Below are 17638 nucleotides of genomic sequence, written 5' to 3' on the forward strand. Positions count from 1 at the left end.
AGAATTAATGCTAAGAAATTGGGCTTTTTTCATTACTCCATTAAAGTACCATTTATTTTTATAATATTGAACTTAAAAACTCCTGTGTACGCTCCTCTTTTGGATTATCAAATAGTTCCTTTGGTCGCCCACTTTCAACTATTTTCCCATCGTGCATGTAAACAACCCAATCGCCGACCTCTCGTGCAAATCCCATTTCATGTGTAACAACCACCATTGTCATGCCTTCCTCTGCAAGATCCTTCATTGTGGATAAGACTTCACCAACTAATTCCGGATCAAGTGCAGAAGTTGGTTCATCAAACAGCATAACATCTGGTTTCATTGCTAATGCCCGAGCTATTGCTACACGTTGCTTTTGTCCTCCTGACAAAGTCGATGGATAGACATTATACTTATCTCCTAACCCAACTTTATCCAGAAGTACTTTACCTTCTTTTATAGCTTGTTCCTTTTTAATTCCTTTTACTTGTGTAGGTGCTTCAATAATATTACCAAGTACCGTTTTATGCGGAAAAAGGTTAAAATGCTGGAACACCATGCCTACTCGTTCACGTACTTTGTTTAGATCGTGTGTCCTTTGTTCAATTTGCTCACCTTCAATGACAATTTTTCCATCGTTTTTTATCTCCAAAAAATTTAAGCAACGTAACAGTGTACTTTTGCCTGACCCGCTTGCACCAATCAATACAACAACATCACTTTCTTTTACTGTCATATCAATATCTTTTAGCACATGTAATTTACCAAATGATTTATTTAATTTTTCTACCTTGATCATTTCCTTATTTTCACTCATGCTATACCTCCTCACTTAATCACTTTGAGCCATTTTCTTCTCTAACATGTTAACTAGCACCGTAAGAACCAGTACGATAATGAGATAATAAACTGCAACGGTTAAATAGAAAGGTAAATAGTCAAAGTTGTTTGACCCTTGTGTGCTGGCAACTCCAAATAATTCCTGCATACCGATAAAGGATACAAGTGAGGAATCCTTAATACCAATTATGAATTGGTTACCAAGGGATGGTACGGCACGACGAAATGCCTGTGGTAAAATAATACGTCGCATAGTAAGACCAGAAGTCATACCTAATGAACGACCAGCTTCTGTTTGACCTTTATCAATGGATTGAATTGCACCACGGATAATTTCTGCAATATACGCACCACTATGAAAAGCTAGACCAGCCACACCTGCCCAAAATTTATCGAGTAGAATGATTTCCGTCAGCCCATAGTAAAGGACAAATATTTGTACAATAAGTGGTGTTCCACGAACTACCCAAATATAAGCATCCGCAATCCATTGTAAGATTTTCACATTCGATATTTTTAAAATTGCAAAGAACAATCCAATAATAAAAGCTATTATCAATGACGCTACAGAAAGATTGATGGTAATTTTAAAGCCTTCTATAAAAACGTCTAAACTATTTATAAATACATCAAAAAAATGTTTAATTCCAGACAACTAGTTCAACTCCCTTTTAAAGGACAAATGTGCGCAAATCTAGCGCACATTTGTATTAATTGGTAGACTTTTTTATTTCGCTTCTTCAGGCTCTTGTGTAATATCTACGCCAATCCACTCTTTTGCTAATTCCGCAAGCTTACCACTTTCCTTAAGCTCTTTTAATGCTTCATCAACCTCAGCTAATAACTTTTCATTATCTTTAGCTACAGCCACTGCTTGTTCACTAACTCCTAGCTGTCCACGGTTCTCGATTTCTAACCCATTTTCAATAGCTGTTTGTCCTGTAATAGAGTCAGTAATTACGGCATCGTGATGGCCTTTTGCTAATGATTGTAATGCAACTACATCACTATCAACCTGTGGAATATTGTCTGTATATTTACTAGCCTTATCAACATACGTAGATCCTCGTGAAACGGAAATCTCTTTGTCCTTTAAATCATCTGCTGATTGAATATCACTATCAGGTCTTGTATAAATTACTGGTCCAGAGTAATAATATGGTTCTGAAAAGTTAACTTGTTTCAATCGTTTGTCGGTAATTGTATGGCTTGCTACCGCAATATCATAGCGTCCTTTTTTTACACCAGTAACAATACCGGAAAACTTTGCTTTCTGTTGTACTGCTTCTAATCCTAATTTTTTAGCTATTGCCTCTGCAACGGCAATATCATACCCGACCATTTTTCCATCTTCCATATAACTAAACGGTTTAAATTCACCTGATGCAGCAAATGTTAGCTTACCATCCTCAATGAGATTAAATTCTGATCCACTATCGCCACTTTTAGAATTATCACCTGATTCAGTTTCTGAGCCACTTTTACCACATGCAGTTAACATAAGTAGAAATAGGGCGAAAAATAGTGCAATTTTCAGTCTTTTCATAAGTTAATACATCCCCTTTTAATTAAATATGCGTATATCATGCAAGTCGAGTCATTCCTTCGCACTAATATATATAAAATTATAGCAATATTCACAAACAACTTCTAATTGCAAATTTACTTATATATCTAATTAAGCCCACATATCTTTATATTAGACGGGTTTACCTTCATGTACCTTACATATACCGTAATATACTTTAATATCCTTAAATACACTCCAAATTTTCTGAAAATGAATAAAAAAAATCCCTACTAAAGTCATAGACATTAGTAGGGATAACTTTAAAAATTAATATGATTTCGTATAACCTTCCATGCTTCATCTTTTCCTTCACCAGATTCTGCTGAGAATGGAATAATGAGATCTTCTTTATCTAATTGCAAGGTTTCTTTCGTACGCTTTAAATGTTTATCACGTTTACCTTTAGGGATCTTATCAAGCTTAGTTGCAATAACAACTACAGGTAGTTCAAAGTGCTTTAAAAAATCATACATTTGCACATCATCTCTAGTTGGTTCATGACGGATATCTGTGATTAACAAAACAGCTTTTAAAGTATCTCTTGTTTCGAAATACTCTTCCATCATGCCTCCCCATTTTTCTCGTTCCTTCTTTGATACCTTTGCGTAACCGTAACCCGGTACATCAACAAAATAAAAGATTTCATTTATCTTATAAAAATTTAACGTCTGTGTTTTACCAGGCTTTGACGATGTTCTTGCTAAATTCTTTCGATTAATGAGCTTATTTATAAAAGATGATTTTCCAACGTTGGAACGACCAGCTAACGCTATTTCTGGTAGCTGGTCGTTAGGATATTGTTTTTGACTGACTGCGCTAATAACAATTTCTGCTTTAGTTACTTTCATGATTTTCCTCCACCAAAGCATTTTTTAATACTTGATCCAAATGATTAACTTTAATGAACGTTAAATCGTTCCGAACACTCTCAGGTATATCCTCAATATCCTTCTCATTTTCTTCAGGGATAATAATTGTAGAAATTCCAGCGCGATGGGCACTTAGTGATTTTTCTTTTAGACCACCTATTGGAAGTACACGTCCTCTTAACGTAATCTCACCAGTCATTCCTACTTCTTTTTTAACAGCTCTTCCTGACAGGGCAGATACAAGCGCTGTTGCCATCGTTATTCCGGCAGACGGACCATCCTTTGGTGTTGCCCCTTCAGGCACATGGATATGAATATCATATTTTTCATGAAAATCAGGATCAATATTCAGTTCCTTCGCTCTTGAGCGGATATAACTAAATGCAGCCTGAGCTGATTCCTTCATAACATCACCTAATTTACCTGTTAACGTAAGCTTGCCTTTTCCTGGATAATGAGAAACTTCAATAGAAAGGGTATCTCCTCCAGCTGCTGTATAGGCAAGACCAGTTGCTGCACCTATTTGATCTTCATTTTCCATCAATCCATAACGAAATAAAGGTTTGCCTAATAGTTCCTCAATGCTTTTCTCTGTTACAATTACACGTTTTTTATCTTCGGATATAATAATTTTGGCAGCTTTTCTACATAATGTAGCTAATTGTCTCTCTAATCCTCTGACACCCGCTTCACGAGTATACCGTCTGATTAATTTTAGTAACGCATTATCACGAATTTGCAGATTGCTTTTTTTCAATCCATTTTCCTTCAGTTGCTTTTGCAATAAATGTTCTTTTGCAATATGCAGTTTTTCCACCTCTGTATATCCAGCAATTGATATCAATTCCATTCGGTCTAATAACGGACCTGGAATATTGTTAACATAGTTTGCCGTTGCAATAAATAAAACACTAGACAAGTCGTATGTCTCTTCAATAAAGTGATCACTAAAATTACTATTTTGCTCAGGGTCCAGTACTTCAAGCATCGCCGATGAAGGATCTCCACGGAAGTCGTTAGACATTTTATCAATCTCATCTAATAAAAAAACCGGATTAACTGTTTCAGCCTTCTTCATACCTTGAATAATTCTGCCTGGCATTGCCCCTATATATGTTCTGCGATGTCCCCTTATTTCAGCTTCATCCCGAACCCCACCTAATGAAATTCGTACAAAGTTTCGATTAATGGACGTTGCAATCGATTTAGCTAAAGAAGTCTTTCCCACACCAGGTGGCCCAACAAGACATAATATAGGTCCTTTTATTGATTTTGTAAGTTTTTGAACAGCAAGATACTCTAATATTCGTTCCTTTACTTTGTCTAAACCATAATGATCCTTGTCCAAAACCGCTTGCGCTTTGTTAATTTCTATCGTATCACGCGTTTTTTTAGTCCAAGGTAACGCCAACAACCATTCTATATAATTACGTATGACGGAGCTTTCTGCAGAACTTTGTGGCACCTTCTCATATCTTCCAAGTTCCTTCATGGCTATTTCCATAATTCGTTCAGGCATATCAGATTCAGTTACCTTTTCACGTAATTGTTCCACTTCACCCGTTTTACCGTCTTTTTCACCTAACTCGTTTTGAATAGCCTTTAATTGTTCACGCAAATAGTATTCCTTCTGTGTCTTTTCCATTGAAGTTTTTACACGCTGCCCAATTTTCTTTTCTAAATCAAGAACTTTCTTTTCATTTGAAATTAACTTTATTAAATGCTGCAAACGTTTTTTAACATTTATAATTTCAAGTATTTCCTGTTTATCTTTTATTTTCAATGATAAATGTGATGCTATAATATCTGCCAGTCTTCCTGGCTCATCAATATCTTGTACAGTTGCAAACGTTTCTTGTGTCACCTTCCTAGAAACCTTAATATATTGTTCAAATTGAGCTAATAATGAACGCATTAGCGCTTCCTCTTCGTGTGTTTCACTAATAACTTCATCTAATTTATCTATTTCAACAATAAATTCATCTTTTTCATCAATAAAACGGACAATTTCCCCTCGATGTAAGCCTTCAACAAGGACACGAATTGTCCCGTTTGGAAGTTTTAACATTTGCTTAACCTTTACCATAGTTCCGACACGATAAATATCGGCTGGTTCTGGATCATCGACGCTGACCTTTTTTTGTGCAGCAAGGAAAATAGTTTGATCATCCATCATCGCCTTTTCTAATGCTGTAACTGACTTATCTCTTCCCACATCAAGGTGAAGCACCATTGATGGAAAGACGAGTAATCCACGTAAAGGGAGGAGGGGAAGTTGAATTGTATTAGTTGTCATTGTATGTACCTCCAATTTATCATGCAATCTTTTTCATTCTTCCTATGTATATCTTCATTGTTAAAGTTTATATAAAACTTCTCTATTTGTAAATGTAAATGTCTGTTGAACTTGATGGGCTTAGTATTACCTTAAGGGTAAATACTAAACACAATTAAAAGAGACTGGAGAATAAAGTATACACAAGCCTCCTTCCTACACCTAATCATCGCTAGTAAAGGAGCCAGTATACCATTCAATCCAGTCTCAGGTTTGTTATAATTATCTATAATTTAGTTATGCACTCTCTTTAGGAAACTTTTCATTCCCCTCTTTTACCGTGCCATCCCTAAATATAAGTTTAGGGCTACCATCTTCCTGGGCGATCGTATCTTTTGTGATAACACATTTTTCAATGTCTTCCCTAGATGGTAATTCAAACATTACATCAAGCATAATACTTTCAATAATGGAGCGCAAACCACGGGCACCCGTTTTTCTTTCAATAGCTTTTTTAGCTATTTCAACAAGACCCTCTTCTTCAAACTCTAACTCCACATCGTCCATTTGGAATAGTTTCTCATACTGCTTAACTAGAGCATTTTTTGGTTTTGTTAAAATTTCTACTAGTGCATCTTCATCTAATGGCTCTAATGCACCAATAACTGGCAGTCTTCCGATAAATTCCGGAATTAGACCATAACGCAACAAGTCCTCAGGTAGTACTTTCGAAAGCAATTCTCCCATTTCAAGATCTTGTTGTTTCTCATTAGCTCCAAAACCAATTACCTTTTTACCTAATCGACGTTTTATAATTTGATCAATGCCATCGAAAGCTCCACCACAAATAAATAAAATGTTAGTCGTGTCAATTTGAATAAATTCTTGATGCGGATGTTTACGACCGCCCTGTGGAGGAACACTTGCAGTAGTTCCTTCAAGAATTTTTAGTAATGCTTGTTGAACCCCTTCACCAGAGACATCTCTTGTTATGGACGGGTTCTCTGATTTACGTGCAACTTTATCGATTTCATCAATATAAATGATACCTTTTTCAGCTTTTTCAACATCATAATCAGCAGATTGAATTAATTTTAACAAGATGTTTTCAACGTCTTCTCCGACATAACCTGCTTCAGTTAAAGAAGTCGCATCAGCAATTGCAAAAGGAACATTCAAAATTCTTGCAAGTGTTTGAGCTAGCAATGTTTTCCCACTACCAGTCGGCCCAATCATCGCAATATTACTTTTAGCTAATTCAACATCATCCGAATTTTTTGGTGAGTTGATACGCTTATAATGATTATATACCGCCACAGATAAATTCTTTTTTGCCTTTTCTTGTCCAATTACATAATCATCAAGAATGTCACAAATTTCCTTAGGTTTTGGCACCTCTTTAAATTCTGTTTCTTCTTCGGTGCCTAATTCCTCTTCTACAATCTCTGTGCAAAGTTCAATACATTCATCACATATATAAACACCAGGTCCGGCAACCAATTTACGAACTTGATCCTGACTCTTTCCACAAAATGAACATTTTAATTGTCCTTTTTCTTCATTAAATTTAAACATACATTTTCACCCCTAAAAGTTTCACTCTACTCCTACATTAGGACTCTGGCTTTCATAGCCCATCATATCAAATCATATTTAGAAAACAAAACAATAAACCTTTTCTACATTTCTTATAATTATGGATAAATTATTGAAAAAGTCAAATCATAACTGTTTTCTCTAGTCACATGCCCTTTTGTTTATCTTATGTGAATTTAACAAATTTAAGACAACACATTATGTCGCATTGTAGGAATTATCTAGCTAGATATTCTCTATAAGGTAAAACAAGGTACGAGAAATTCGCACCTTGTTAGTAGTATTCACCTTTTTCAGTTGTAAATAAACCCTAAACGAAAGATTATATAGTTTTTCTATGCTCTACTAAGAAATCTATCGCTTTTTTGAACTTAATATCCTCTTTAATTGCTTCCGTATTTCCACCAAGCATTTGCTTCAGTTGATCTACTTCAGTCCCATACATTTTAGCCATATTTTCAAGTTCAGCATCAGCATCTTCTTCCGTTACTTCAAGACCTTCATTATCGAAAATCGCCTCTAAAGTAAGGTTTGTTTTAACGCGTTTTTCAGCATCTTCTTTCATTTGCTCGCGTAAAGCATTTTCGTCCTGTCCAGAGAATTGGAAGTACATTTCCATCGTCATACCTTGTGCTTGTAGACGCTGTTCAAATTCTTTAACCATACGGTCTAATTCAGTAGTCACCATTGCTTCTGGAATTGTTACTTCTGCATTGTCAGATGCTTTTTCGATTAACGTTTCACGCTTTTGATTTTCAGCATCTTGTTTCTTTTGTGCTTCTAATTCTTCACGTTTTTTCGCTTTTAACTCATCTAACGTTTCTACTTCTTCGTCAACATCTTTAGCAAATTCATCGTCAAGCTCAGGTAGTTCTTTCATTTTAATTTCATGAATTGTTACCTTGAACGTTGCTTTTTTACCAGCCAATTCTTCTGCATGATAATCCTCTGGGAAGGTAACTTCTATTTCAGTTTCCACTCCAGCTTCTTTACCAATAAGTTCCTCTTCAAATCCAGGAATAAATTGACCTGATCCGATTTCCAACGAATGATTTTCACCTTTACCACCATCAAATGCTTCTCCATCAATGAATCCTTCAAAATCCATTACAACTGTATCGCCTTTTTCTACTTTTCCTTCTTCTTTAACGATTAATTCAGCGTGATGTTCTCTTTGATGTTCGATTTCATGGTCAACGTCTTCATCTGTTACAGTAGTATCTTGTTCTTCAACTTCTAACCCTTTATATTCACCGAGAGTTACTTCTGGTTTCACAGTTACCTTTGCAGTAAATACTAGAGGTTTGCCTTGTTCGATTTCTTCAATATCAACTTCAGGCTGTTCAACTGGTTCAATACCAGTTTCTTCAACAGCTTTCGTATAAGCTTCTGGTAATACAATATCTACAGCATCTTGATATAATGATTCAACACCAAAACGATTTTCAAAAATTTTACGTGGTATTTTACCTTTACGGAATCCAGGAACTTGTACTTTTTTTACAACCTTTTTGAATGCTTGATCTAATGCACGATCAAATTCTTCAGAACTAACTTCAATTGTTAGTACTCCTTCATTACCTTCTTGCTTTTCCCACTTTGCTGACATATTATTCCCTCCAAAATCTATTGTATTTCATAAATTTTCACGTTCATTAAATTTAATGGATACGTAATACTATTCAAATTTACAACCATCTTATTATAACATAATTACTATGCCTTTCAAGCATTTGTAGCTATTCTTGTCTGCTACGATTCACTTAGTCTTCTATAATTGATAAATATAACGTTTCACACATTTTTATTTCTTCAATATACTGTAAAACTTCTTTACTTTGTACTTCACTATTATGTAAATTTAAATATTCTTCACCTATAGATATTAATGCTTCAGCAATCAGCATAAAGTCATCATTCGATGGCATAAACGGATAACGAACGTAAGCATATCGATACAACAGCTTTTCAATCATTCGATACAGTGAAGGATTTTTTTGTTCTAATTCACCAATCACCAGTATGGTTTGTTTTATGAAAATATGTGATTCTAACCCTGTTATATCTGTAGGAAAGACCGTATGACGTACATTTAATTTATGTATAGTAACACTTTCTGAAAACATTTTTTCCTGCAACCATTGAAATATGGCCGTCTTCGTAACAGGATGAACTGTTTCATTCGTTAAGAGGTCCTCCATAACTTGAATGTCAGGTTTTGCCTTCATTTTCTTCATGTTCTCTACTAAACGCCACTGTAATGAATGATTTTGCTCGTTAACTGCATCTAGTAATTCTTTTATGTACGATACTGATTGCTCAACATTTAATTGATCATTCATTTGTACACTCATATCATATAACTGCTGGAACTGTTCTTTAACTGGCATTGGAACCTCGTTTGTTTCGAATTCATATTCGACTTGATCCATGAGCAATTTATACTGGCTTGTCTGAAATAATATCGTTAAGTATATATGTACATATTGAAAATAGTGTTCATCTTTTTGCTTTTGTACATCCTCACATAAATCTTGCGCTTCGTCATATTGTTCTAGCTCCATTAAACAAATTAATTTTCCTATAATAATCTCATGATTGTTAATTTGATAACTTAATAATTTATTCAATTTCTCCAACGCTTCTCCGTACTTCTTTTGCTTAAGTGCAGATAAGCTTTCTTCCTCCAATGTTGTTTGCCATTTTGGAAAAAGAATTACATTTCCGTTTTTCTGCATCCTTTCTCTCCTTTCCCACAAACGGATATTTAGTTAGGTTTATATCACATAATAGATATACATTCCCGAAATTTAAAAAATTAAACATTTCATTAATATGAAAAAAGAAACCTATAAAAATTATATAGGTTTCTTACTGCAACGTCCCAGGCAGGATTCGAACCTGCGACCCACAGCTTAGAAGGCTGTTGCTCTATCCAGCTGAGCTACTGGGACATAAAATTATGTATGGAGCGGGTGATGAGAATCGAACTCACATCATCAGCTTGGAAGGCTGAGGTTTTACCACTAAACTACACCCGCACTTAACTTATTTCTTTTTAAGAGACAAGAATTATTATATGCACTAAGCAATTTTTTGTCAATACCTTTTCTACAATTAATTTTAAAGAAAACCTATCAATCATCCTTTCAATTATGAATGACAAGTTTTCCTTAGTTCTCATATAGAGGTTTGATAATTAAGATCATCAACAGGGCTGCCGGTCACCGTGTAGAAGGTCACATTTACGTCATCCAATGTATCCCATTCTATCATTGCATACGTTTTTTCAACCCTATTTCTAGGCTGAAGGATACTTCCAGGATTAATAAATAATTGATCTCCCACTTTTTCAACACCGGCAATATGACTATGTCCAAAACATACTACATGCGCATTTTTCTCTTTCGATCGATACGCTAACGTCATGAGGTTTGATTTTACATGGTATAGGTGCCCGTGTGTCACAAAAAAGTTCAATCCTTCAATTGCTGTTACTTGTTCATTAGGATAACGATTATCAAAATCACAATTACCCGCTACTTTAAGAAAGCCTTCTAATTCAGGAGCATCAATATCTAATTCCGAATCACCACAGTGTATCATATAATCTGCATGATGTCTTTCTTTAATCTGTGCAACCTCATTCGTTAATCCATGGCTGTCACTTATAATTAAAACTTTAGGCATAATATCCCCTTCCTATCAAAGGTTACTACTAGTATATACCCTTTAACCAATCTTCTAATTGTATAATTGCATTTTTACGATGACTTATATTATTTTTTTCACTTGGGGTAAGCTCTGCCATAGTCTTTGAGTACCCTTTAGGAACAAAGATTGGATCATATCCAAATCCGTGCTCACCCTCAGGAAAAGATGCTATACTGCCATCACATGTGCCTTTGCAAAATATTGTTTCTTTGTTCGGTATAGATATTGCTAATACACACACAAATCGTGCCGTTCGTTTTTCAGTTGTTACATTTTCCAATTCATAAAGTACTTTTTGAATGTTTGCTTGATCATCTTTTGTCTCACCCGCATAGCGCGCAGAAAAAATCCCTGGTCTTCCGTCTAATGAATCGATTACCAATCCGGAATCATCTGCTAACACAGGTGTACCCAATAAATCAGTGATGGTTTCTGCCTTCAACGCAGCATTTTCTTCAAAGGTACCACCTGTTTCTTCAATATCTGGAATATTGTCTGGTAACTCCAATAGAGAAACGGCATTTATGTTATATGGTTCAAAAAAGTCTTTAAATTCCTTAGCTTTTCCCTCATTTTTTGTAGCAATGATTACCTGTTTCATCGTCGTTCACCTATTCGTTTATCTTTTTGTTTCACCAATCCGGTCGGCTATCTCACCTAATACTTCCCTTTGCTTTTCCATAATGTCTACTAAACCTTTTGCTGCAAGTTGAAGCATTGTTTGTAATTGAGTATTGGTAAACGTTGCTTCTTCACCAGTTCCTTGAATTTCAACAAATTCTTCTGCACTAGTCATGACAATGTTCATATCGACATGTGCTTTAGAATCTTCTTCGTAATTCAAATCCAAAACCTCAGTACCATCTGGTAATACACCGACTGAAGTTGCTGCTAAAAAATCTGTAACAGGCATTTTGTCCAATGTCTTATTTTCCAATAGCTTACCAAAAGCTTGTACAACTGCAACAAATGCTCCAGTTATGGATGCTGTTCTAGTTCCGCCATCTGCTTGAATGACATCACAATCAACCCAAATTGTACGTTCACCTATTTTGTCCAAATCCACAACAGCACGCAATGCTCTTCCAATTAGACGTTGAATTTCCATTGTTCTTCCACTAACCTTACCTTTAGATGATTCTCGAATATTTCTTTGATCCGTCGCTCTAGGTAACATGGCATATTCCGCTGTTATCCAGCCTTTCCCTTGACCGCGCATGAATGGAGGAACCCTATCTTCTATACTTGCATTACATATCACTTTTGTTTCCCCTACTTGAATTAGTACAGACCCTTCAGGATGTTTAACAAAATCTAGTGTAATTGTAATTGGTCGTAGTTCGTCAGTTGTACGTTGATCATTTCTCATATTAATTTTCCTCCTTCAGTCAAAATCAATGGTAACATATTTTTTACCAATCTTGGAACAAAAGTGAATATGTGTGCCATTCTAATCTATTCGTTAGTTTATCCACAGTATTTTATTTTATTTTTTTAGAAAGGCTCTTTTCGTAAGTTTTTTTCTTTTTAATACGTAGTTTTAGGTAGACTACGACGTAGATTGAAATGACGGTTTGGCTGCCGTTCCGGAAATTCACTACGCTTTCCACGGGCTCGCGGTGAGCCTCCTCGGAAAGCGAAGTATATACGGACTGCGGGGCGAAAGAGTGTTATAGAATGCGAAATTTACAGAGTACTTACGTCGCAGTTTGAATCTTTTGTGTAAAACAAAACAACAATCTTTTAGAAAATAGCCTTTAGAAACAAAAAAAGAGGCTGTAAATACCAGCCACCTTAAATTAAAGTTTTTCCGTTGGAGAGAACATATCCGCTGTAACAGGTTTATTATATTCTTCGCCTTTCTCATTAAACAACTTGTCAACTTTTTCAACCTTTACTTTTAACGCATCTACACTTTGTTGTTCTGTTAGAGTTCGAACTAGTGACTCCATCACATCATCAGAAATCGTTGTTTTATCCGTATCTTTACCTTTTAATATATCTTGATTAAAGACCAACTCAAGAACACCGCTATTTAATGTGGGATCACTCGTCAACGAAGCCTGTTCATTAAATACTTGTTTCGCATTTACTTTATAGCCCGGGCCATTTAATAGAGTTTGTACAATTGAGCCATATAAATCCCCATCTTTTACTTCAATATGTTTTGTAACCGGGACAAAGTATTTTGTTTCATTGTATTCGGTTGGATAGTATAATGTAACAGCTTGACTATTCATAAGATCTACAGCTTCCGTTTCTGTTATATTAATACCGTCTGCTCTTGTATATCCTTCTGCAATTGGTGTTCCATTTACAGGCATTTCAGTTTGATCTTTTCCTTCAATTCGTAATTGAACTTTGTTAACACTATCAAATTGTGTCAATGTGTACGTCATAGCTTGCAATATTTTCAATTCATTTTCTGCTTCATAATTTTTAAATTCGTTAGAAACATCAACAATCATCGTTCCATCTTCTTCTAAATTCAATCCCAGTATTTCTGTACCTGCTGGTAAAACAGCTTGGAATCCATTTGGTAATAAATTTGTTACTGGTCCATCCTTCACTAAATATTCTAACGCCTGTGAAGCAACTTCCTTGGAATCATCTTTTGGTATCTCTAATGTTTGAGGTGCCACCATTCCATTAGCATCAATCAAAAACAACTGCCTCATTACAGTTTCTGCAGTTTCACCATTTTCAGTATCAGCTTTCGCATCTGTTTTCGTTTCATCCGATGTTCCATTTTCTAAATCGTTTACCGTTTCAGCATTCGGAGGTGGATCAACCTTTTTTTCCATTGATTGTTCCCCTTGAAAACACCCCGTCAATATAATTGAAATGCCCATTATTCCAGTTATTAGTAATGTGCCTTGCTTCCGCATGTTTTTCCCTCCCACGATGGTTTGTACTATTATATATACGAGCTTATCGTGAATTTAGACCAATCTATTAAAATAAACACAAAAAAATATCAAGATCTTAAAACCTTGATATTAACTAATAACTGCCTTTTCAATTATGACGCTTTTAAAATCTGGTAACGATGTTTTAAAAATGTCTCTTGCTATTTTCTCAAATATGCCTAATTCTCCAGTTGTGAAAAATTGATGTTTTGGTGTACGGTCACCTTTATTTAATAATTGACGGAATTCCAAAATTGTACTCGCTTCACGAGCTGTCTCCTCACTTGAAGAAATCACAGTAACATGATGACCAATTACTTCTTGAATTGTTTCTTTTATTAGTGGGTAATGTGTACATCCTAGAATCAATGTATCTATATGGTTACTTTCTTTAATTGGTTGTAATGACTCTTCTACCACTCGTTTAGCGTGTTCACCTGATAAAATCCCCTGTTCTACCATTGGTACAAACATTGGACAAGCTAACGCCCTTACATGAATGTCAGCATTTATACTCTTTAATGCATTTGGATATGCATTACTTCGAATTGTCCCATCCGTACCAATAACACCAACATGACTATTTCTAGTAAACTTAATTGCAGCTCGTGCACCAGGTTGGATGACACCAATTACTGGTATATTCAACCTTTCTTGAAGTTCAGTTAAAGTAAATGCAGTCGCAGTATTACACGCAACAACTAACATTTTAATATTCTTTTGCAATAAAAATTCTACCATTTCCCAAGTAAACTTTATTACTTCCGTTTTGGATCTCGGTCCATACGGACATCTTAGCGTATCTCCGAGATATATTAATTTTTCTTTAGGGAGCTGGCGCATAAGTTCATGTGCCACTGTCAATCCCCCAACACCAGAATCAATTACACCAATTGCCGAATCCAACTATATCGCCTCGTCTTTGTTGTTATTTTTCATTAACTGTTTTCATTTGTTGATGAAGAAATGTCAGTAATTCATTTAATGTATTTGTCTGTTCAAACGAGAATTTTTCTAATATCTCTCCTAAAAATTTTTGCCGCTCAAGAATTACTTCTTCAATAATTGTTTTACCTTTTTTTAATACATGTATACGAACAACACGTCGATCGTTTGAGTCACGTACACGTTCAACAAGTTTATTTTTTTCCATACGATCAACTAAATCGGTTGTAGTACTAAATGCTAAACCATTTTTATTTGACAATTCACCGATTGTCATATCACCCTCTTCAAGAAGCCATTGTAAAGCAATAAATTGTGGTGACGTAATTGGGTAATTAGCTAAGATTTTACGACCGTTCTGTTTAATGTCTCCTGCAATATATCGTAGTCTTTTTTCTAAATCAGCTATTATTTCTACGTTTAATTTGTCTGCCAAGTCGGCAACCTCCTATAAAGTGAAACTTATTCAGTGGTCATACTTTCTCCGCTTCTGAATGATAGTCCCGTTCTACTGACGCAATATCTCCGCTATGCAAAGATAAACCGACAATCCAAACATGATTGGTTCTACTTAACCTCTGCTTGAGCTTGGTTGGATATAATGTTTCTCACCAATCTGACATTTAGGGACAATTATCCCTACATCTCTATGCATATTTTAACATAGTATAGATAAAAAACTCACATAAATGTATATATAATAACAGGTATTGGTATTTCCGACATAAAAATGTCAATTTTTGTTGACTTTTTAAATATTTATTTGTACCAATTTATTGCTTGCTTCGTAATATTGTATTCAATTATTTCCAAATTTGTTTTCTACTCAAAATGCAGCATAAGGTAATAAAGTAACAAATTTATTTCGTTCATGCAATTGTACGCACCGTTTACACTTAATTTCATAAGCTATAGTGACTAGATAATTTCCCTTCATTCTGCAGCTCTATGACAGTAAGGAGGGGTTAACATTTGAAGGACAACGAGTATAAACCGAAGCAATTATTAACTAAACGTGAAAAAGAAGTATTCGAACTCTTAGTACAAGACAAAACAACAAAAGAAATTGCCCAGGATTTGTTTATATCTGAGAAGACTGTCCGGAACCACATCTCAAATGCTATGCAAAAATTAGGAGTTAAGGGGCGCTCGCAAGCAGTAGTAGAGCTCCTTCGCATGGGGGAATTAAAGCTCTAATTAAAACCGACTTTCTTTATAGGAAGTCGGTTTTCACTTGTTAAGCAGTTATAAGTTTTTCTTTCATCGTTTCACTTAATGGAACAGAATTTCCAGTTTCAGGATGTATGTAAACGATCCTCCCTCTTCCAGTTAAGCACATATCTTCGTTTTGATTTAGCGCCATATAATGTAAATCAAATGATGAGTTTCCGACATGAGAGACCTTAACAAAAAGTCTTAAATCGTCTTCAAAAAATATTTGTTTGTGATAATCACATTGCAAATCAGCAACTATCGGAATACCATTTTTACTATTAGCATCATCAAATAAACCAACAGATTTTAAAAATTCGATACGCGCTTCCTCAAAATAAATAAATGATGAAACGTTATTAACATGACCGAACATATCCGTTTCTGAAAAACGAACTTTTATTGGTGTAAAAAATGTGAATCCCGATCGCCACTTTTCCATGTCCTCTATATATAAAATTGAATTCATTCCTTTTCCCCTTCCTGCAATCTTTTAGGCTGTTTCCTAAAAGACAGTTGCAATTTCTAATGCTGAATCTTGTTTAATAGTTGATATAAAATACGACGTAAGCGTTGTGTTAATTCACTTCTTTTATTGCTTTCTGCCCAGCAGCCCGTATCCACTTCGCGCATCCTTTGCGGCTGTTGAGCCTCCTTGTGCTAAAGCACTCCGGATTCTCACCGATGCTCTCATCTCCCAAGAGTCTTCGTATATACGGGCTGCTTGTAAGAAAATATATGCATTTCTATATTTCATCAATGAAATTGGATTAAAAAACACAACACTAAGATGGAAATATACAGCAATCCCATGGAAAGGTAATCCAAGTATAAACTAATATCGCAGTTTCTATAAATAGTAACAAACTATGCGAAAAAAGCCTACTTTAAAAAATGACCCTCACCATAAAAATGGTAAGGGTCATGGTAAAATTCCAACTACATCAAATTAACGTACATTGTCACTTCCAAAGAAATTTTTAAATGATTGTATATTTGTTGCACGATTCATTGCAGCAATAGAAGTTGTCAATGGAATTCCTTTTGGACATACTTGAACACAGTTTTGAGCATTTCCGCATCCAGTAATTCCACCTTCTTCCATTAATCCCTCTAAACGTTCACTTTTATTCATTTCCCCTGTTGGATGAGCATTGAATAATCGCGCTTGAGAAATTGCAGCAGGTCCAATAAAGTTTGATTTATCATTAACATTTGGACATGCTTCTAAGCACACACCACAAGTCATACATTTAGAAAGTTCATACGCCCATTGACGTTTTTTCTCAGGCATACGTGGTCCAGGACCTAGATCATATGTTCCATCGATTGGTATCCATGCTTTTACTTGTTTTAGTGCATCAAACATTTGTTCGCGATCAATAATTAAATCACGAACCACTGGAAACGTACTCATCGGTTGCAAACGAATAGGTTGTTCTAATTGGTCTACTAATGCAGCACAAGATTGACGAGCTGTACCGTTAATGACCATCGAGCAGGCTCCGCATACTTCTTCCAGACAGTTCATATCCCACATAACTGGAGTTGATTTTTCTCCATTGGCGTTAACAGGATTTTTACGTATTTCCATTAACCCAGAAATAACATTCATATTTTTTTTATAAGGGACATTGAATGTTTCCTCATAAGGGTCAGAATCCGGGCTGTCTTGCCGAGTTATAATAAAAGTAACAGTATTTTGTTCAGCCATTTCTATCTTTCT

At 35.3% G+C, this 17638-nt stretch carries 17 protein-coding genes and 2 tRNA genes; 1 reads left to right on the top strand and 18 read right to left on the bottom strand.

Features of this window, described 5'->3' with window-relative positions; all coding sequences use genetic code 11:
* Positions 1 to 58: 58 nt before the first annotated feature.
* The 16 genes from CS937_RS11940 to CS937_RS12015 all read right to left on the bottom strand — a co-directional run bounded on the left by CS937_RS11940 (position 59) and on the right by CS937_RS12015 (position 15136).
* On the bottom strand, positions 59 to 799 hold the full coding sequence (locus CS937_RS11940) for an amino acid ABC transporter ATP-binding protein (protein WP_099158676.1): 741 nt from the start codon (positions 797 to 799) through the stop codon (positions 59 to 61).
* A gap of 15 nt (positions 800 to 814) precedes the next feature.
* Entirely contained in the window at positions 815 to 1477 is a 663-nt protein-coding gene (locus CS937_RS11945; RefSeq protein ID WP_099158677.1) for an amino acid ABC transporter permease, read from the bottom strand.
* A gap of 72 nt (positions 1478 to 1549) precedes the next feature.
* Positions 1550 to 2368: a transporter substrate-binding domain-containing protein gene (locus tag CS937_RS11950; RefSeq protein ID WP_099158678.1), complete on the bottom strand. Its 819-nt coding sequence runs from the start codon at positions 2366 to 2368 to the stop codon at positions 1550 to 1552.
* A 284-nt stretch (positions 2369 to 2652) separates the two neighbouring features.
* Positions 2653 to 3240, bottom strand: coding sequence for a ribosome biogenesis GTP-binding protein YihA/YsxC (yihA, locus tag CS937_RS11955; RefSeq protein ID WP_099158679.1), 588 nt, complete (start codon positions 3238 to 3240; stop codon positions 2653 to 2655).
* Positions 3227 to 5557 (bottom strand): endopeptidase La, encoded by a 2331-nt coding sequence (lon, locus tag CS937_RS11960; RefSeq protein ID WP_099158680.1) that lies wholly within the window; start codon positions 5555 to 5557, stop codon positions 3227 to 3229. Before lon ends, yihA begins: the two co-directional genes overlap by 14 nt.
* Positions 5558 to 5833: 276 nt before the next feature.
* Positions 5834 to 7111 carry an ATP-dependent protease ATP-binding subunit ClpX gene (clpX, locus tag CS937_RS11965; RefSeq protein ID WP_099158681.1) on the bottom strand — a complete coding sequence of 426 codons (1278 nt, stop codon included), beginning with the start codon at positions 7109 to 7111 and terminating at the stop codon, positions 5834 to 5836.
* 343 nt (positions 7112 to 7454) lie between these two features.
* Positions 7455 to 8741 carry a trigger factor gene (gene tig, locus CS937_RS11970; protein WP_099158682.1) on the bottom strand — a complete coding sequence of 429 codons (1287 nt, stop codon included), beginning with the start codon at positions 8739 to 8741 and terminating at the stop codon, positions 7455 to 7457.
* 154 nt (positions 8742 to 8895) lie between these two features.
* Positions 8896 to 9870 carry a tetratricopeptide repeat protein gene (locus CS937_RS11975; RefSeq protein WP_099158683.1) on the bottom strand — a complete coding sequence of 325 codons (975 nt, stop codon included), beginning with the start codon at positions 9868 to 9870 and terminating at the stop codon, positions 8896 to 8898.
* A 142-nt stretch (positions 9871 to 10012) separates the two neighbouring features.
* Positions 10013 to 10086 (bottom strand) — tRNA-Arg (locus CS937_RS11980).
* A gap of 13 nt (positions 10087 to 10099) precedes the next feature.
* Positions 10100 to 10173: transfer RNA gene (locus CS937_RS11985), tRNA-Gly, on the bottom strand.
* Positions 10174 to 10312: 139 nt separating this feature from the next.
* Entirely contained in the window at positions 10313 to 10822 is a 510-nt protein-coding gene (locus CS937_RS11990) for a metallophosphoesterase (RefSeq protein WP_099158684.1), read from the bottom strand.
* 28 nt (positions 10823 to 10850) lie between these two features.
* Complete coding sequence (locus tag CS937_RS11995; RefSeq protein WP_099158685.1) at positions 10851 to 11447, bottom strand: XTP/dITP diphosphatase; 597 nt, start codon at positions 11445 to 11447, stop codon at positions 10851 to 10853.
* An 18-nt stretch (positions 11448 to 11465) separates the two neighbouring features.
* Positions 11466 to 12215: a ribonuclease PH gene (gene rph, locus CS937_RS12000; RefSeq protein ID WP_099158686.1), complete on the bottom strand. Its 750-nt coding sequence runs from the start codon at positions 12213 to 12215 to the stop codon at positions 11466 to 11468.
* Positions 12216 to 12645: 430 nt separating this feature from the next.
* Positions 12646 to 13734: a GerMN domain-containing protein gene (locus CS937_RS12005; RefSeq protein WP_099158687.1), complete on the bottom strand. Its 1089-nt coding sequence runs from the start codon at positions 13732 to 13734 to the stop codon at positions 12646 to 12648.
* 111 nt (positions 13735 to 13845) lie between these two features.
* Positions 13846 to 14661 (bottom strand): glutamate racemase, encoded by an 816-nt coding sequence (racE, locus tag CS937_RS12010; RefSeq protein ID WP_099158688.1) that lies wholly within the window; start codon positions 14659 to 14661, stop codon positions 13846 to 13848.
* Positions 14662 to 14683: 22 nt separating this feature from the next.
* Positions 14684 to 15136, bottom strand: coding sequence for a MarR family winged helix-turn-helix transcriptional regulator (locus tag CS937_RS12015; protein WP_099158689.1), 453 nt, complete (start codon positions 15134 to 15136; stop codon positions 14684 to 14686).
* A gap of 536 nt (positions 15137 to 15672) precedes the next feature.
* Here CS937_RS12015 and CS937_RS12020 point away from each other — a divergent pair.
* Entirely contained in the window at positions 15673 to 15897 is a 225-nt protein-coding gene (locus CS937_RS12020; RefSeq protein ID WP_099158690.1) for a helix-turn-helix domain-containing protein, read from the top strand.
* Positions 15898 to 15937: 40 nt separating this feature from the next.
* Here CS937_RS12020 and CS937_RS12025 read toward each other — a convergent pair whose 3' ends face one another.
* Both CS937_RS12025 and sdhB read right to left on the bottom strand, forming a co-directional pair.
* Positions 15938 to 16381, bottom strand: coding sequence for an acyl-CoA thioesterase (locus CS937_RS12025; protein ID WP_099158691.1), 444 nt, complete (start codon positions 16379 to 16381; stop codon positions 15938 to 15940).
* Positions 16382 to 16861: 480 nt separating this feature from the next.
* Positions 16862 to 17626 carry a succinate dehydrogenase iron-sulfur subunit gene (sdhB, locus tag CS937_RS12030; protein WP_099158692.1) on the bottom strand — a complete coding sequence of 255 codons (765 nt, stop codon included), beginning with the start codon at positions 17624 to 17626 and terminating at the stop codon, positions 16862 to 16864.
* Between the last annotated feature and the right edge of the window lie 12 nt (positions 17627 to 17638).

The sequence above is a fragment of the Virgibacillus ndiopensis genome (assembly GCF_900187325.1).
Taxonomy (GTDB): Bacteria; Bacillota; Bacilli; order Bacillales; family Amphibacillaceae; genus Virgibacillus_E; species Virgibacillus_E ndiopensis.

Excerpts from the sequence above, each read along its gene's own strand:
- sdhB (WP_099158692.1), bottom strand. The coding sequence starts at position 17,626 with ATGGCTGAACAAAATACTGTTACTTTTATTATAACTCGGCAAGACAGC.
- CS937_RS11990 (WP_099158684.1), bottom strand. The coding sequence starts at position 10,822 with ATGCCTAAAGTTTTAATTATAAGTGACAGCCATGGATTAACGAATGAG.
- CS937_RS11940 (WP_099158676.1), bottom strand. The coding sequence starts at position 799 with ATGAGTGAAAATAAGGAAATGATCAAGGTAGAAAAATTAAATAAATCA.
- clpX (WP_099158681.1), bottom strand. The coding sequence starts at position 7,111 with ATGTTTAAATTTAATGAAGAAAAAGGACAATTAAAATGTTCATTTTGT.
- rph (WP_099158686.1), bottom strand. The coding sequence starts at position 12,215 with ATGAGAAATGATCAACGTACAACTGACGAACTACGACCAATTACAATT.
- CS937_RS11975 (WP_099158683.1), bottom strand. The coding sequence starts at position 9,870 with ATGCAGAAAAACGGAAATGTAATTCTTTTTCCAAAATGGCAAACAACA.
- CS937_RS11950 (WP_099158678.1), bottom strand. The coding sequence starts at position 2,368 with ATGAAAAGACTGAAAATTGCACTATTTTTCGCCCTATTTCTACTTATG.
- CS937_RS11995 (WP_099158685.1), bottom strand. The coding sequence starts at position 11,447 with ATGAAACAGGTAATCATTGCTACAAAAAATGAGGGAAAAGCTAAGGAA.
- tig (WP_099158682.1), bottom strand. The coding sequence starts at position 8,741 with ATGTCAGCAAAGTGGGAAAAGCAAGAAGGTAATGAAGGAGTACTAACA.
- CS937_RS12005 (WP_099158687.1), bottom strand. The coding sequence starts at position 13,734 with ATGCGGAAGCAAGGCACATTACTAATAACTGGAATAATGGGCATTTCA.
- CS937_RS12025 (WP_099158691.1), bottom strand. The coding sequence starts at position 16,381 with ATGAATTCAATTTTATATATAGAGGACATGGAAAAGTGGCGATCGGGA.
- lon (WP_099158680.1), bottom strand. The coding sequence starts at position 5,557 with ATGACAACTAATACAATTCAACTTCCCCTCCTCCCTTTACGTGGATTA.
- yihA (WP_099158679.1), bottom strand. The coding sequence starts at position 3,240 with ATGAAAGTAACTAAAGCAGAAATTGTTATTAGCGCAGTCAGTCAAAAA.